Origin of the sequence: Stenotrophobium rhamnosiphilum (assembly GCF_003052265.1) — a bacterium.
Classification (GTDB): Bacteria; Pseudomonadota; Gammaproteobacteria; order Nevskiales; family Nevskiaceae; genus Stenotrophobium; species Stenotrophobium rhamnosiphilum.
The window spans coordinates 1-16980 of sequence record NZ_QANS01000002.1 but is presented as its reverse complement, the minus strand read 5'-3'; the positions used below and the strand labels follow the sequence as shown (position 1 = coordinate 16980).

At 52.5% G+C, this 16980-nt stretch carries 12 protein-coding genes; 7 read left to right on the top strand and 5 right to left on the bottom strand.

From position 1 onward, the window contains the following. Positions 1-19: 19 nt before the first annotated feature. From CJD38_RS03965 to CJD38_RS03955, 3 genes are all read left to right on the top strand, one after another. Complete coding sequence (locus CJD38_RS03965; RefSeq protein WP_107939037.1) at positions 20-1630, top strand: tannase/feruloyl esterase family alpha/beta hydrolase; 1611 nt, start codon at positions 20-22, stop codon at positions 1628-1630. Between the two features lie 113 nt (positions 1631-1743). Further along, on the top strand, positions 1744-4446 hold the full coding sequence (locus CJD38_RS03960; protein ID WP_107939036.1) for a winged helix-turn-helix domain-containing protein: 2703 nt from the start codon (positions 1744-1746) through the stop codon (positions 4444-4446). A 77-nt stretch (positions 4447-4523) separates the two neighbouring features. Continuing rightward, complete coding sequence (locus tag CJD38_RS03955; RefSeq protein ID WP_107939035.1) at positions 4524-5663, top strand: acyl-CoA dehydrogenase family protein; 1140 nt, start codon at positions 4524-4526, stop codon at positions 5661-5663. Positions 5664-5770: 107 nt separating this feature from the next. Here the strand turns inward: CJD38_RS03955 and CJD38_RS03950 are convergent, their stop codons facing one another. From CJD38_RS03950 to CJD38_RS03930, 5 genes are all read right to left on the bottom strand, one after another. Continuing rightward, positions 5771-7228: an MFS transporter gene (locus CJD38_RS03950; RefSeq protein WP_107939034.1), complete on the bottom strand. Its 1458-nt coding sequence runs from the start codon at positions 7226-7228 to the stop codon at positions 5771-5773. 7 nt (positions 7229-7235) lie between these two features. Continuing rightward, complete coding sequence (locus tag CJD38_RS03945) at positions 7236-8933, bottom strand: trehalase family glycosidase (RefSeq protein WP_146165915.1); 1698 nt, start codon at positions 8931-8933, stop codon at positions 7236-7238. A gap of 271 nt (positions 8934-9204) precedes the next feature. Further along, the gene (locus tag CJD38_RS03940) at positions 9205-10227 is read right to left on the bottom strand and encodes a LacI family DNA-binding transcriptional regulator (protein WP_107939032.1); all 1023 of its coding nucleotides are present in this window, start codon (positions 10225-10227) and stop codon (positions 9205-9207) included. A 93-nt stretch (positions 10228-10320) separates the two neighbouring features. Further along, positions 10321-11292, bottom strand: a complete 972-nt coding sequence (locus tag CJD38_RS03935; protein WP_107939031.1) for an alpha/beta hydrolase — start codon at positions 11290-11292, stop codon at positions 10321-10323. Beyond that, positions 11289-12236 carry an alpha/beta hydrolase gene (locus CJD38_RS03930; protein ID WP_107939030.1) on the bottom strand — a complete coding sequence of 316 codons (948 nt, stop codon included), beginning with the start codon at positions 12234-12236 and terminating at the stop codon, positions 11289-11291. The genes CJD38_RS03935 and CJD38_RS03930 overlap by 4 nt, the downstream gene beginning before the upstream one ends. Positions 12237-12584: 348 nt before the next feature. On the opposite strand from CJD38_RS03930, the gene CJD38_RS03925 reads away from it, so the two are divergent. From CJD38_RS03925 to CJD38_RS18340, 4 genes are all read left to right on the top strand, one after another. Further along, positions 12585-15137: a TonB-dependent receptor gene (locus tag CJD38_RS03925; RefSeq protein WP_107939029.1), complete on the top strand. Its 2553-nt coding sequence runs from the start codon at positions 12585-12587 to the stop codon at positions 15135-15137. A gap of 4 nt (positions 15138-15141) precedes the next feature. Beyond that, a complete protein-coding gene (locus CJD38_RS03920) occupies positions 15142-16437 on the top strand; it encodes a glycoside hydrolase family 1 protein (protein ID WP_107939028.1) in 1296 nt (431 codons plus the stop codon). Further along, positions 16434-16556, top strand: a complete 123-nt coding sequence (locus CJD38_RS18755) for a hypothetical protein (protein WP_276307779.1) — start codon at positions 16434-16436, stop codon at positions 16554-16556. Before CJD38_RS03920 ends, CJD38_RS18755 begins: the two co-directional genes overlap by 4 nt. A 180-nt stretch (positions 16557-16736) precedes the next feature. Then, on the top strand, positions 16737-16980 hold a 244-nt coding region (locus CJD38_RS18340), incomplete at its 3' end, for a DUF3450 domain-containing protein (protein WP_146165914.1).

Here is a 16980-nt window from a genome sequence, read left to right as displayed (position 1 = left end):
AGGCTGGGAAATCGTGAAGATGAAATTCGCTTGCATCGTCACTGCAATCATTGCCGCAGCCTTCAGCGTCGGATGTGCAAGCAAGGCCGCCGATGATCCTTGTGAGCGTCTGCTCGGCCTCAAACTCGATAAGGCTCGAGTGACGTCAGTCGACAATGTTTCCGGCGGCAAGAAATTCTCCTTCTTCGGTATGTTTGTCGGCTCGCCGTTCTTCAAGGTTCCGCCGTCCTGCCGTGTTTCACTTGAACTGACGCCTACACCAGATTCTCTGATCAAGTCTGAAGTGTGGATTCCGACGAAAGACTGGAATGGAAAACTCCAAGGTCTCGGCAATGGCGGCCTTGCTGGATCCATTCAGAAAATGATCCTGGTTGCGACGCTGCAACAGGGTTACGCCGTTGCAGCTACTGACACTGGCCATGAAGCCAAAGATGATGATGGTCGCTGGGCGCTGAATCATCCTGAAAAAATCCGCGACTACGGTAGCCGCGCGATTCACGAAACCACGGTTATCGCCAAGCAACTGATCAAGGCTTATCACGGCGAAGGGCCAAAGTATTCTTACTTCGGCAGTTGCTCGAACGGCGGTCGCCAAGGCTTGATGGAAGCGCAGCGTTATCCCGAAGATTACGACGCCATCATGGCTGGCGCGCCTGCGGTCAATCCGAGCGGTGGATTGTTGAATTGGGGTTGGTTGCAACAGCAATTGGCCAAACCAGGTGCGTATATTTCTAAAGATAAGATTTCAGCGATTGCAGCTGCGACGTTGAAGGCTTGCGATGCGTCTGATGGTGTCACAGATGGTGTGATCGGCGAGCCGCAATCTTGCAAATTTGATCCAACCGTTTTGCTGTGTGCTGGCAAGGAGACCGATTCTTGTCTGACGGCGCCACAAATACAGGGCCTCAAGGCAATTTATTCTGGCATGGATGGCAAGCATCTAGGCTTCATGCCCGGCGCTGAGTTGGGTGGTGACCTTGGCTGGGAGAATTGGTTCTCGGGCAGCGGTCCGGGTAAGGCTAAAGAAATTGTTTTCTTTGAGGAGTACTACCGCTATCTGGTTTCCGGTGATCCGTCTTGGAGCTTCAAGCAATTCGACCTCGAAGTGGCTCGTGAGCAGTTGCACAAACATCTGCATGAAGTGTTGGATGCTGAAGATCCTGATCTATCGCGTTTCGCCGCGCGTGGCGGCAAGCTGATCATGTATCACGGCTGGAATGACCCGGCATTGCCTCCAGGCGTGACGATCAACTATTACGAAAAAGTTCGTGAACGTATGGGCAAGGAAGAGGCCGATAAGTTTGTGCGTCTGTATATGGTGCCCGGCTTGCAGCATTGCTTTGCGGGTCCCGGCGCCAATACTTTCGGACAGTTGATTGCCAACGGCGAAACCGATCCCGCCAAGAACATCAATATCACGCTGGAATCTTGGCGCGAAAGCGGTCGCGTGCCGGGCCCAGTTGCTGCCGTTAAGTACGATTACAGCAATCCCTTGAAGTCGCTCTTCGTTCCGCTCGACCAAGCGCACGTTGTATTCACGCGCAAGCTCTGTGTTTATCCGCAAGTCTCACGCTGGGACGGAAAAGGCGATAAGAATGTCGAGAGCAGTTACGCGTGTGTGAGTCCTTGATTCAGACTTATCCGGTCTTCGGGAACATGCGAAGGCCGGATTTCGTATGACGCTGCAAAGCGGTATCTGGCGTATGCTGCTGACACGCTTATTCCACTGATTTCTCTGCCGTCATGAGCCAGAGCGAACTTCCGCTGATCCGCACCAAGCTAGCGCCTCCACGCGTTGGTCAGTCGCCGGTCAATCGTGAAGCGCTGGTTCAAATATTATCGGCAGGGCGCGAACGCAAGCTGACTTTGGTTGTAGGTCCAGCAGGCTGCGGCAAGACCACTTTGCTCACGCAGTGGCGCAAAGAATTATTCCTTCAAGGAGCCACCGTCGCTTGGTACAACGTCAGTGCTGATGACGACGATGTACATATTGGCGCCTATATCAACGAAAGCTTTCGCCAAGCTGGAATCAAGATCAACGAAGAGGCACTACCTCTTTATGCGCGCTCAGGCGGCAAGGCTTGGAAGCCCCTGGTTGCTTCATTGGTCAATGACATTCAGGCGCATCCGCATGAAGTCTATTTCGTCATCGACGATTTTCACTATATTTCTTCGTTCAGCGTTCTGAAGCTGATTGATCGTTGGTTGACTGTCGCGCCGCCCAATATGCATTTGGTACTCGGCACGCGTGTGCGACCGCCCTTGGCATTGGGGCAACTGCAAGCGGCAGACCAGATCACGCAATTGCGTTTTGATGAGTTACGTTTCGATATAGAAGAGACACGCCGATTTGTCATTGCGCAGGGCTTGACTCAATTGACGCAAGAACAAGTGCACACACTGCACGACATCACAGACGGCTGGGCAGCTGGTTTACAGCTACTGGCCTTCTCTCTACGCAAACAGAAAGTTCCGCAAGAGTGGTTTGAGCGACAAGGCAAACTTTCACTGTCACAAGAAGAATCGATCAGCGCCTATCTGGAACAGGCGGTCATTGAGCATCTGTCGGAAGAAGAGCTGGACTTTCTGACGCGTATCTCAGCTTGCCGACGTTTCAATCGCGAGCTATGCGAAGTGTTGAGCGGCAATCCACGCTCCGCTGAGTTTCTAAATAAGTTCGAAACTGAAAATCTGTTCTTGATTCCAATCGAGACCAGCGACCCCGAGCCTTGGTATCGCTTTCACCGACTGTTCGCACAATTCCTGAATGCCCGTCTTGAGCGTTATGACGAGAGCGCAAGGCGAAAGCTGCACCAGCTCGCAGGACATTGGTTCGCGGGTAAGAATCTGCACGTTGAAGCTATGCGTCATGCACAGGCTGGGGACGATCCTGACTTCGTCGTTGAGCTAATTGATCGCGCGGCGCGCGGAATGATCAACGGTGCAAACTTTCTTCAGTTCCTGAAGTGGTGCGAGGTGGTTCCGCGTGAACGTCTGCGTACGCGACTCAATACTTTGTTGTGTGCGGCGTGGGCGCAGTTGTCATGTAGCCGCGTCGAAGAGTTTGATCGCACTGTGGCGGACATCGAAACCCACCCGGGCCTGATGCGGCTCGAATTGGGTATTGAGCTGCAGCTGTTGAAGGCTTATCGCGCGATGCGCGTAGAAGACACGGCTGCCTCCATCGCCATTGTCGAGCCGATGCTGAGTGCGGCACCACCGACAAATCCATTTCATGCACTGATCCTATTCAATATCGCGAGCATGTCGTTTGTGCAGGCTGATGAATTTGAACGTGCGAGAGAGGTCGCACGTTTACGCCATCGCCATGAGATTCCAGCACGGCCCAATTATCCCAAGCCTTTGGTCGATGTTGTTCCGGGCTACAGCCATTTGATTGAAGGCAATGTGCATTTGGCGGTGTCATCGCTATCTCCATATTTGAATGAAGCACTGCGAACCACCGCTTTTGGTGCTGATGCTGCGGGTATGTTTTTGGGTTATTTGTTGGAAGTCTATTATCAGGCCGGCGAGTTGACGCAAGCGCGCAATATTCTCGCGCAACACAGTGACCTTATTGAAGCGATGGGTTCGGCTGACGGTGTGTTGTACGCAGGTCGCGTGCGGGCACGTCTCCAGTTTCTTGATGGTCAACGCGAAGTTGCCAACGAGACCTTGAAGCGAATAGAGGAATACGGCTATCGCCAGCAGTTGGATCGTGTCGTTGCTTGGAGTTTGTATGAACAGCTCCGGATTGCATTATTTGTAGGCAATGTAGCGGCGACCGTCGATTTGCAAAGACGAATGGCTGGATTGGCGGTGCGTTATCGCGATGAAAAACACAGTTCGCGTGGGGAAGTAGTTTTCGCTAATTTGTTGGCGAGGGCTATCGTTGCCTTTGATCAGGCTGAGGCTGATGAATGCCTTGAGGCAATTGATATTGCAGCTGCCGCCGCGCGTGATCATCGCCGACAACTGTGGATAGCCCGACTAGGCATGATGCGGTCCCTCATTCTTTTACGCAGTAACAAAGAAGACGAGGCGATAGAGACAGGCTACGAAGCCGTTAAGCTTGCATGCGAATTGGGCATGCTACGAACGCTTTCTGAGTTCGGTGAATATGCACAGCCATTGATCCAGCTGCTGCGCGCGAAAAAACCTAACGCCGCAATTGCTGAGTATCTGGAATCGACGACACGCAGTATCAGCGGGCCGAAGGTTGTTCCCAAGTCTGTAGTTGTAGACAAAGGGCAAATTGAACTTCTGTCGACACGCGAGCGAGAAGTGTTTGATCTTCTTGGCAAAGCGCTCTCCATCAAGAGCATTGCGCGTGGCCTCGACGTATCACCAGGCACGGTGAAATGGCACCTGAAGAACATCTACAGCAAACTGGGCGCGACCTCGCGCGAGGATGCGCTATCAAAAGCGCGCGCTCAAAGCAGCTAATACTGGCCTAGATGGGAGGGGGAAGGGCAGCTCGATATCGCTAGAGTTTCACTCTAGTTACTTAGAGAGAAACTGCGATGATTCCAAGATCCTTATTTACCCCTGAACACGAAGATTTCCGCCGTACCTTCCGACGTTTCGTCGATGAAGAAATGGTTCCACATCACGAACGCTGGGAAGAACAGCAGTGCGTTGATCGTGCCATCTGGAATCGCGCAGGCGAACTAGGATTCCTCTGCGTGACAATGGATGAGGCCTACGGCGGTGCAGGCGCTGATCGTCTATACAGCGTTGCCATGATCGAAGAAATGGCGCGTGCCGGCGTAACCGGCAGCGGCTTCATGCTGCACAGCGACATCGTCGCCAACTACATTAATAACTTCGCAAACGAACAACAAAAGCTGCAATGGCTGCCGCGTATGGCGACGGGTGAATTGGTCGGCGCCATCGCAATGACTGAACCCGGCACGGGCTCTGATCTACAAGCGATCAGAACAACGGCTATTGAAGATGGGGATCACTACATTCTCAATGGCTCGAAGACGTTTATTACGAACGGCTATTTGTCTGATCTCGTTGTCGTGGTTGTTCGTACCGGCAACAGCGGCGAAGGTTCGAAAGACCTTTCTCTATTGCTGGTGAAAGCAAACTCGCCCGGTTTCACCAAGGGCAAGCCACTGAAGAAAATTGGTATGAAGGCGCAGGATACTTGCGAGCTATTCTTCGAAAACGTACGGGTCCCTAAAGAAAATCTGCTGGGTAAAGCTGGTTCAGGTTTTATTGCCTTGATGCAGGAACTGGCTTGGGAGCGTTTGATCATTGCGATCACATCGATTGCGACGGGTGAAGCTGCGCTGCAGCATACGATTGAGTACACGCAGAACCGCAAGGTATTCGGTAAGCCTGTCGCGTCTTATCAGAACACCCGATTCAAGCTGGCCGACATTAAGGCGCAGCTCGTGATCGGGCGTGTCTATGTTGATCGTTGTCTTGAGTTGCTTTTGAACAAGCAACTGGGTGCAGATGATTCAGCGATTGCGAAGCTTTGGTGCAGCGAATTGGTCGACACCGTGATTGATGAGTGTCTGCAGCTACATGGTGGCAATGGCTACATGCTGGAGTATCCGATTGCTCGTGCGTACATCGATAGCCGTGCGCAGCGCATTTATGGCGGCACTAACGAGATCATGAAGGAACTCATCGCGCGTACGCTTTAGTAGTCGTCTTTGTCATTCCGAGCGCAGTGAGGAATCTTGCCTTTGCTCACTCAACAAGTAGAAGCAAGATCCCTCGCTGTGCTCGGGATGACAAGTGTGATGTGGCTCTATTCAGCCAGCGCCTTGGCGCGTCTTGCCTGCAGGTCCACCATGATTGCCGCATGAGCTTTACGGTCGAGGTGAAAGGCTATGAGTAACAACGCCGCAAGCAAAGTAAAAACAGCGGCGCCTGGACCATAGAAAAATCCTAGAGCGTTGCTGGTGGATTCTGGCAATACCATTTTCACGCCCAACTCTTTGCTCTGCTCTACGGGAAAGTTGATCGCTTGTAGCGCAAGACCTGATACCAAGGTTCCCAGACCGCTCGCCGCTTTGCAGGCGAATGACCAGCCCGCAAAGTACGAGCCTTCGCGACGAACGCCAAAGCGATGCTCATGTTCGTCGGCTGCATTGGTAATCATTGTTAGCAACGCGATTGCAGCAACAGTAGTCACCATGCCGCCGAGCACATTGACGGTGGCAATCGTCAGGGCCAAAGCTTGTCCTTGTAGTGTCAGAATGCCTGCAAGCTTCAAGATTGCAGGCGAAGCCTGCATCAGGATGATGCCGCACAGACCGATGACGACTGCGGTTTTATTTTCAAGTCTTGATATCACAGGGCCAGCGAACGGTGCGCCCAGAATCAAGCCGAGGCCCAGAGCCAACGTTGTGAGTTGGGTCTGTTCAGTGTTCAAGTGCCAGAAGAAGGTATTGGCGTGCAGGCCTAAAGTTTGAGTGACGCCTTGGGCTGTCGAAAATAGCAAAGCGACACCAAACAAGATGCAGAAGCTGTGGCTGCGGACTAGTTCACGCATATCTTCAGCAATCGTCGAGAACAAGCTTCCGCGAATCGCAGCAGTGACGTGTTGCCGCGCAAGTGTGCGTCGCACAGCGTGCATCGACAGGATCGCTGCCACCAGGATGATGGCTGACAAGGTCATTGCGAACGGTGCGTATTGTTCGCGATGCGCGATGCTGCCTTCGATTTTGAAGAACACACTAAAGCCGATTGCAATTGTGACGAAGGCTGCAATCATTCCGATCACCCAACGCAGCGTAATAATGCTGGCGCGCTCTGCTTGGTCGTCGGTAAATTCCGCCCCTGCCGCAAGATAAGGCAGATTGAAGATCGACAGTGATACTCGCAGCAGTACGCCGCTGACAAACAGTGAACTAAACAGCAGCAGTTGATTGTCTGTATTGGGCAGCGAGAACAGCAGTACCATGCCAATCATGACCATCGGGGTTGCGAACAACATGAAGGGCAGGCGACGGCCCCAGCGTGAATGAAAGTTGTCTGAGTACAAAGCAATGAGAGGCTCAGCGATAGCATCTACGACCAGAGCAAGGCCGAGTGCGCCGCCGGCCAATCCCGGCGAAAGTCCGCAGGCCGTCGTCGCGTAAAACAGCAGAAAGATGTTCAGCGCGGTATTCACGACCGCATCGAGCGAGGCGCCAAGGCCATACTCGAGCTTGAGACCTAGAGATAATTTGCTGTCACGCAGCGAGGTATTGGAATTATTCACTCAGTGCTTATCCGTTTTCTGCTGCAAGATCTATCGGTTCAAATTGCTTTGCCATGACGGTGGAAAGCATCCACACAAAGCTCGCATTGGTCCACAGAAAGCCTTCTTGCACAGGGTACTTGTCGTAGCCTTCGCTAGGCAGCGCTCGTGTATCAACATCCACACGTTCAAAGAATTGCTGATGATCGCTATGAACAGCGCTTAAGGTTGAAATCCATTTTTCAGCAATGCGACGAGCATCATCGACATAGCCGTAGTTCAGAAGACCTTCCACTGCAAGCATCTGTGCAGGTGCCCAGCCATTAGGGCCATCCCATTGATGCGATGATTCGCGCAGCGTTGATGCACAAATGCCGCCATTGGATTCCAGTACGCGCGCAGCTTCAACAACGCGGGCCGCTTGAGCAGGAGTGCAGGCGCGTGCGTAAAGCGGTGCATACGTTGTAAAGCACAGACCTTCGCTCTGAGTTTTGTCTTTCAGATGATAGTGGCGATAGGCTCCGCCAACGTCATCCCACAGATACTTATTCAGTGCAGTGCAGCGCTGTTCCTGCAAGGCCAAGAATGTTTTCTGCTTGGACTCCATTTTTGCGAAGCCAGCAAGCCATGCAAGATCGCGGATAAATCCGCAAAGCACTGCGTTAAGCAGTACTGAAGCAAACTGTGAGCTTTCGTTTTTGCCAGATTTTCCGCGACAAATATCTGTGAAATCCAATCCGGATTCTGCACTGGCGCGGACATCGCGAAAGCTTGCGCCCAGGTGATCTTCGATATCCGCAGAGAAACGCTCGGGTCGCTTGATGTTGAGTTCGTCCCAGTGATGATGCAGGCCAGTGGCGGCATCAAAGCGGGTCGTTGAGTCAGACCAGAAATCGAGGAATTCGCGCTCCAACAACGGTACTGCACGTTCACGCACCCAACGCAGAAGTCGTGACGAGCCAGCGGTGTCGTTGCTATTGGAATACTCGAGATGACTCGCTTCAACAATCTTCCTGATCATGCTGGCTGACAAGGGAACCTGTGAGCGACTCAGGTAATAGTCGCGGCTTCCATTGGGAATAAATCCAAAGCGGCGGATATTCTCCAGAAGATTGTCGGCTTGCATACGAGCAAGCTCACAGCGGCCACTCGCGAGTAGACCATCAACGCCGAAGCAGGTATCCCAGTAATAAGACTCACGGAAGCGTCCAGCTGGAATCAGGAACGGATACTGGTTCTGAATCAGTGATCCGCCACTTTCAGAGACGCTGGATTTTACGAGCAGGCCCCAGTGACTCTCGATGTATGCGAAGGCATCCCGCGTCGATGAGTTTGGATGCGTCAGCGTCCACTTAGGTTTGACCAGTTCAGTGTCTGCAGGGGCAAACACAGGTTCTGGTTCATAAGCGCATTCAATATATTTTTTAAGAACAGCGCGTCGTTCTTCGAGATTATTGCCGGCTGAAACGCGAGCGAACTCCTGTTTCCAGTATTCGTGATCCTGATGCGTGTTTTTGAGTTGAAGATCCGACAGATATTTAAAATCTGGATGCACATTGAGCTTGCGCGCTTCTTCAATCAAAGGGCTGGCAAGTCCAGGCGATGGCTTTAGCTGCGGACGCAGCGGGGCAGGTGCAGCCTCAGCCAGATGAAGCTGATCAACAGAGGGAATGTCCGGATAGCGCGTGCGCCCCAATCGCGCGCGTGCAACAGCGCTGCGGCTCATGATCTCGGCTCTGCCGTCGTTGCCTAAGACGCGTGGATCCGAGAGGCTCCATTCAAATTCGAAATCAGCGTCCAAGCGCGTGCCTTTCTGGCGACGATGCGTTCTGCATCTCGCTTTTAATTGCGGCCAAAATTTCTGGCATTGGGTGACTAAAGTTGGGCATCGGAATAGGTCGTTGATTCTGCTTGTTATCTGGGAAAGCCTTAAGATGCAATCGATATCATTTCGAATGCATAAGATTTTAGGATGAAAATTATTTAGGGTGTTTCCGCTAAGACTCTCGGACGATCAGTTCGGCCGGAATCATGATGGACTGCGGCTTGCGGCCTTCCAGCATCATCATCAGCTGTTCGACTAACAGCGAACCTGCTTGGCGAGTGTCCTGACGAATGGTCGTCAACGACGGGCTGCACCAAGCCGCATGAGGGTTATCGTTGTAACCAATCACTGAAACATCCTTGGGAACGCTGAGGCCGCGATCACGCAGTGCTTTGTATACGGCCATCGCAATCGTGTCGCTGGCTGCAAAGATGGCGTCTGGGTATTCGTTCTTATTTTTGCCATCGAGGTAAGCCACCATCGCGGCGAGCGCTGACTCGTAGGAGAAATTTGAAACAACAATGTGTCCAACGCTTGCTGACGGTTGCTTTGCGAGCAACGCTTTCTCAAAGCCGAGTCGACGCTGTTTCATTTCCAAGTGCTCATCGCTACCGCCGATGAACACGGCTCTGCGACGTTTGCTTTCAGCGAAACGAGCGCCGACCAGTTCGCCACCGCGAACGTTGGCGCCGCCAACTGCACAATACGGTTGATCTTGTGCCACCGCGCCCCAGACCACGAACGCAGCATCGGTTTTGGCTAGCTGCCGCAACATCGGATCACGTTGGCCTTGGCCTAAAAATATGATGCCGTCAGCGTGTCTTGAAGCCAGAAGTGTTTGATAGGTTTCGTGGCTTTCTTCGGCGGGCGCGCACAGCAATAAATCCTGACTGCGCAAGGAGAGTGCTTGAGCAACGTCGGCCAGAAGTTCGAAGCTGAAAGGATCGGCGAGGCGGCTGCCTGGAAATGACTTGAAGTCAGCAACGACAGCGATTGTATTAGTGCGTTTGTCGCGCAGCTTTTGAGCATTGCGATTGACTGCGTAGCCGTGCTTGCGTGCAATTTCAAGTACGAGCGCTTTGGTTTCAGCGGTCACGAGCGGGCTGTCTCGCAATGCGCGAGACACGGTTGGTTTGGAGACATTCGCTAATACCGCGATGTCTCCCATGTTCTTGGCTCGTGTTTTCGTTTTCATCTTGCTAAACCTGCCAGTGATGCACGCAAATATTTGGGCGGAATTCTATAGGTTTTCTGCGGCTTCTCACGACGTCCATGCGTTTCATGAGTGCTAGGGACGCTTGTTCTTAGATAGCGCTACGATCGTGGCGCTGATTTCCGCCACACCTTCTGCCGCTGCAGAACAGATGCGTGGGGTGAAGAAGAAGCCGTGGGGCATGCCTTCATAGTTGACGTATTTAGTGAAGACGCCCGCGTCTGCAAGGGTGCGGGCGTAGCGCTCACCGTCGTCACGTGCGGGATCAAGATCGGCTGTGATGATTAGCGCAGGGGGTAGCTTCGCGTGGTTCTCTGCAAAGAGTGGCGATATCAACGGGTCAGTCGCTGGAGTCGTACCGCGATAAAGTTCGATCAAGGCTGAGATGGCCATTCGGTCGAATCCCGGCGTTCCGAGTTCATCCATTGAGGCGTAGTTGAGTGTTGCGTCTACTGCGGGATAGATCAGCGTCTGGTGACGGATTGCAGGCCCGCCTCTACGTTCATTGAGAACACACAGTGCAGCGGCCAGATTTGCGCCGGCGCTTTCGCCAACCACGACCACGCCATTGGCAAGCGCAGGGCTCAATGTAGTGTCAGTGGCAATCCAGTTGAGGGCGTCACAACAATCTTCGAGTGCGCCGGGGAAGGGCGTCTCTGGGGCGAGTCGATAGTCCGCCGAGACAACAAGACATTGCGCCGTACGGCTGAGATTCGCGCAGAGATGATCAAGCGTGTCGACGCCGCCGGTGATCCAGCCGCCGCCGTGCAAGAACAACGCGCGTGGGCAATCTGGATTGAGTTTAGGTGGCAGATATTTCTTGATCACCATTGGGCCAGAACGCGCCGTGATGGTGTCATAAGTCATCGTGACATCTGCGGGCAGAGGGAAGGTTGTCCATCCGGCGGCCTTGTTGGCCTTGCGCTTTTCAATCGGTTGAGACGTGACTTGTCCGACGTTGCCGACGATTCCAAATTTCGCTAACAATTTGGTGAATCCGAACAGCGCTCGTAGGCGAAATCCTTTCAGCGTTTTTTTATCGCTCATGAAATGACCTGCGACTGAAGATGTGGTCGCATCTCTTCGATGATGTCGGTCAGTGCACCAGCGGCACCCGGGCACAGCTTTGGCTGCGACAAGAATGCGTGTGGCATGTTTGGATAATTTTCGTAACGGACTCGTACGCCAGCGGCGCGCAGACACTCGGCGTAACGCGGGCCATCATCGCGCAGCAGATCGCAATCTGCCGTGACGATGAATGCGGGTGGGAGATCGCGAAGATTCTTTGCATGAATAGGCGAAACCAGAGGATCGCGAGGATCATGATCGCCTAGGTAAAATCCAGCCACCATCGCCAAATCATCACGTGAAGCGAGGCCATCTGCATTGGTGATCAGTGATTGTGATTCCATCATCAAGTCCAAGGCCGGATAGATCAGCGTCTGGTGTGCAATGGCAGGTCCGCCGCTGTCGCGCGCAAGTATGCAAAGCGCAGCGCTGAGGTTGCCGCCAGCGCTATCGCCGATGACAGTGACGGGGCCCGGTGCTTGTGCAGCGACCCATTTCAGAGCGTCATAGCAATCCTCTAGTCCAGAGGGAAATTTATGATCGGGTGCTAGTCGATAGTCCACGGCAACAACAGCGACGCCAAGACGGTCGCAAAGATTGCTGCACAGATAATCTAGCGAATCCAAGCCACCGACGACCCAGCCGCCACCGTGAATAAATAGAATCGATGGTGCCTGATCAGGTTTTGTGCGGAACCACTTCACTTCCATTGGCCCACCGCGGCTGGCAATCGTCTCGCGATTCATCTTTACTGATGCCGGCGGAGGAAACGTTGCCCAGTTTGCTGGCTTTAGCGCTTTACGTTTGGCAGCAGGCCACTTCGCGACTGCGTCATAGTTTGGATAAAGCCCAAGCTTTCTCATCAAAATGGCGGCGTTAAACGCCAAACGCAGCTTCCATCCATAACCTGATGGCAGACTCATATTTATATTCCCCTCTCCTATTCTTGAAACGATTATGAAAACGATTTCACAGAAAAGCAAATTGGAGGATGAGCTGATTGTGTTGTGCAGTGCATCAAAAATTATAACGTCGAGAAAGTAGCTATAAGTCCATGTTGCGTAGGTAAAAATGCCAAAAAACGTGAATTTATAAGCTCAAATAGTGATGCTGGCGCTTTGCCGTAAAGCCGCTGATCTGATCCGCTAATTAGCAAACTTTGAAATGCATTTCATAATAGTTTATGCTCATTCCACAACAGATCGCTGATGGTATGGCGACGACACTCAATCAAGAATTGAGTGATTACATAAGCGTTAACGGAGTGAGAGATGCATCGATTTCCTGTGCGTATGAAAATGTTTAAGGACGAACTCTTTTCAAGAAAGAGCGTGAGCATCGTGCTGGCCGTCACCATGCAATTTGCATCGTCAGTCGCCATCGCTGACGACGCAGCTGCTAACAGTTCGCAACCGTCTACTCAGAAGGACAATAGCGCTGATTTTTTGGAACTCGATCAACTCCTGTCAGCGCCAGAGTCGCCCCCTGATGCGACAACAGCTCCAACTGCAGAGTCAGCGCCAGTAGCAACAAACAACGATGCAGCGGCTCCGACTGCTGAGCCGGCAGCGCAGTCAGAAACACAGCCAGAAACATTGGCTACTATTCCGGTTGATCTCCCTGCAAAGGGCTCAGTCGCTGCGAATGGCGTAAGAAAGTCTTCAGCTTCTCTAGAAGAAATTGTGGTTACAGCCACCAAGCAGGCACTGTACCTGCGTGATATTCCCGCAAGCATTACCGCACTTTCAGGTGAAGACCTTGAACGCAGCGGCGCGCAAAGTGCTGAGGACTTCATCAAGCTGGTTCCCGGCGTCAACATCACTTCGACAGGTGATAGCCCGCCGCGCATTACGATCCGCGGTATTGCATCGGATATTGCTACCAGCTCAACCACCGGCATCCTTTTTGGTAACGTGTCATTCACTGACGCCTATGTGCCGTTTGTTGCGTTGGATCCAAACCCTTTTGATATGGCGAGTGTCGAAGTTCTGAAAGGGCCACAAGGAACCTTGTTCGGAGCTTCTGCGCTCAACGGCGCTGTGCGTTATGTTCCGACGGCGCCTCAATTGGGCGTTTTCCAAGTGAAATATTTTGGGCAGTACACCCGCATCAGCGATGGTTCGCAGGCTCCCAGTTATGGTGCTGCGGTCAATGCTCCTCTAGGTGAAACGGCAGCTATCCGCGTGATGGGTTTCAAACGCGAATCACCTGGCTATATTGATAATCAGAAGCTAGGGATTAAAGACGCCAACAATCTCGATCAGAATGGAATTCGCGCGATGCTCGATTGGCATCCCTCTGACAATTCTGCAGTGGCATTTACTTATGCCCAACAAGAAACTAAAAGAAACGAGCCGGGTCTTGCTGACAATACCGACGGTGACCTCAAGACTAATAATCGTCCGCGCTTGAGTTACAACAACACTTCATACGATCTAGCCAACTTGTCGCTGCGTTACTCTTTCGATTGGGCCGATCTGATTTCTGAAAGCGCTTACGTTACAAAAGATGGCCACAATTTCTTTGATGCCACAGCGAGATTTGTGCCGCAGTCGCCAATCCCAATTGCTGCCCAAGAATATATATCGGCTTCCAAAACCTACACGCAGGAATTGCGCCTGAGCTCACCAGCCGGGTCGGACTCTGCATGGCGTTGGATTGGCGGTGCTTCATTCTTTAAGCAGGACATCGCGCAGATATTGAATATTCCTCTGGGTGGTCTGTCTCTCCCGATTACGCCGTTGATTCCGATTCTGAATGGCGTGATACCCGGCCTCGGCGATTTGTTCTCAGCAAGCGGAGACCCACGACTCGCGGCTGAAGATATTAAGGTCGAAGTTAAAGAGCTAGCGTTGTTTGGAGATGTGACCTACACCTTCCTCGAAGATTTTGAGGCCAGCATTGGCGGTCGTTTGTACAAGACTACTTCGGGTGGTACCAATCGTCAGGGTGGCTTAGTCATTCTCGCTTTCTATCAAAACCCGGAGCACCTCCTTGAGGGAGAGGTGAAAGAGCGTGGCTTCAATCCGAAGGCGTCGTTGGTTTGGCATGCCACGGACGACATTCTTGGATATGTCGCAGTTTCAAAGGGCTTCCGTGTTGGTGGCTTGCAGGCGGGCCTGTCGACACCGGTATCGCAAACGCCAGCACCGATCTTGTTCAAGTCCGACACGATCTGGAATTATGAAGGCGGTATTCGTACGCAATGGTTTGATAACACGCTGCGCTTCGATTTCACTGGCTTCCTCGAAAAATGGAAAGAGCCGCAAACGGTTGAAGGCGATGCCTCTGGCCTCACGGTTTATATCGATAACGTTGGTGGTGTGAAGAGTGTCGGCGCTGAAGCAACATTCGAATATCTGCCGCCAATTGAAGGACTCAAACTGAGCGTCGCTGCAGGCTACACGAAGACGACGACGACTGAGGAATTCACTACTTCCAACGGCACTCAGGTTGCACCGGGTAGTGCCTGGCCTTTGTCCCCAAAATGGCAAACAGCGACGACCTTGTCGTATTTCACCGCGCTGTCAGATTGGCGAGTTGGCGCTTCAGCAACGCATACCTATTTGGGTCGTGCAGTCACCAATCTTCCGCAACATATTCCAATTTTCGGCTATCGCCAGTGGGATGCGCAGCTCAGCTTGGCAAACCCGAACGTCCCATGGCTGCCTGAGGTTTCGCTCAACGTGAATAACATCACCAACGAGCGCGGCACCACCAATCAATTTACTTCTGCTGTAACTCCAATCACTACAGCGGTTGAGACTTATTACATTCAGCCTCGCGCTGTGACGTTGAGACTGATGGGTCGATTTGGTCAGTAATGCCATGTCGATTAATGCCTATCTATCCAAAATGCGTACGTCGCGAAAGATTCTGCTTGCCCTGACGATTGCGTTGCTAGTGTGGCTTGCGTGGTGCCTGCAAGGACCAGCCGCAATTCCAGTTACAGCAGCGCAGAGCTTGCCCACCAACTTCATGTGGGGTGTGTCGACGTCTGCTTTTCAGGCCGAGGGTGGTCAACTCGACAGTGAGTGGAGTCGTTTAAACGTCACGGATAAAAAACAAGATCGCTACGGCAATTCTGTCGATTTTCGTCATCGCTATCGTGAAGACGTAGCACTCGCCCGTGATTTGGGAGTGAACACGTATCGCGTCGGTATTAACTGGGCGCGAGTCGAACCTAAGCAAGGGCAGATCGACGAAGCGGAACTCGCGTACTACGACGATTTGATTCTGTCGCTGAAGCAAGCGGGTATTGCTCCACTCGTTACGTTGGATCATTTTGACTATCCGGGTTGGGCATCCGATCAAGGTGGGTGGACCAATCCGAAAACAGGCGAGGCTTTCGTGGCGTATGCCGAGTTGATCGCGAAGCGATACCACAAGGATGTCCATATGTGGATCACTTTCAATGAAGCGATTGGGTATATCGGTGGACAGGCAGCGCTGCATAAATTGAGCTTGAGTGAGACGGGTCGTGTACGCGACAACTTGGTGATTGCGCATGGCAAGGTCTACGACTTGATCCATCAGCTTGATGCCACAGCGATGGTGACCTCAAACATTGCCTGGACGGGAGACCGTTATGGCGGTTCATCCATGAACCGGTTTAGCGATTGGGTATTTCTGGATCGCATCGTGGACAAGTGTGATGTGATCGCCGTCGACTATTACTTCTCCGATTTGATCGAGGGCTTGAAGGGTCTTACTCAACAAGCGAATTGGCTCTGGCCACCTGAGCCCGCTGGTTTATACCGTGCGCTCAAGCACCTGCAAAAAAAGTATCCGACTAAGCCCATCCTCATCGCTGAAATCGGTATGGGCACGCAAGACGGGAAGCCACGCCCAGACGGCGTGAAGCGTGAAGATGCGCTGCGCGATACCGTTTACTGGACGCAGCGAGCTCGCGCTGATGGCGTCAATGTGATCGGTTATATGGTTTGGTCACTCACTGATAATTTTGAGTGGGGCAGTTACACGCCGCGCTTCGGTCTCTATACGGTGAATGTGCTCAAGGATCCGACACTCAAGCGCATTCCAACTGCGGCCGTTCCGGCTTATAAGGAAATCATTCGTGACAATGGTGTTGGTGCCGACTATCGTCCGGTGTCGCAGCAATGAATATGCTTGCAGCAGTTGATGGCAATCTTTCCTATTCAAAGGGCTCGAACGCTTTGACGCACGGTCGCTTTGGTGAGCGCGAAGCTTTCGAGCTAGTCGCGAGCATTGAATCGGCTTAACACACATGAATTTGACCCGGTTAAAAACTGACCTTCCGGTCAGTGTCTGTATGTCTAACCCAAGGTTTACACAGGTTTTTCTGGTGCCCTCCCAAATGGGGGGGGCCGTATTGCAGCCGCCGTTACTTAGTATCCGCCGACGCTAGAAATCATCACGGCCTTTGTCTCAAGGTGAATTAAATGAAATTAACCCAATCCCTGACTGTTGCGCTTCATATTCCAACAACACTCAGCCTGCGGCATTTATTAGTAGCAGGATGCGTAACTGCATCGTTGCTTTCAGTAATGCCAGCCCACGCTGCCAAGGTCTCTGATGTCTCCGCAGAGAGCAATCGTTGGATGGTGGCGTCTGCCGAATCGCAGAAGCGCGTCGACTCGATTTCTGAGCAGCGCAATGATCTGTCCGACAAATTCCGCGCCACGC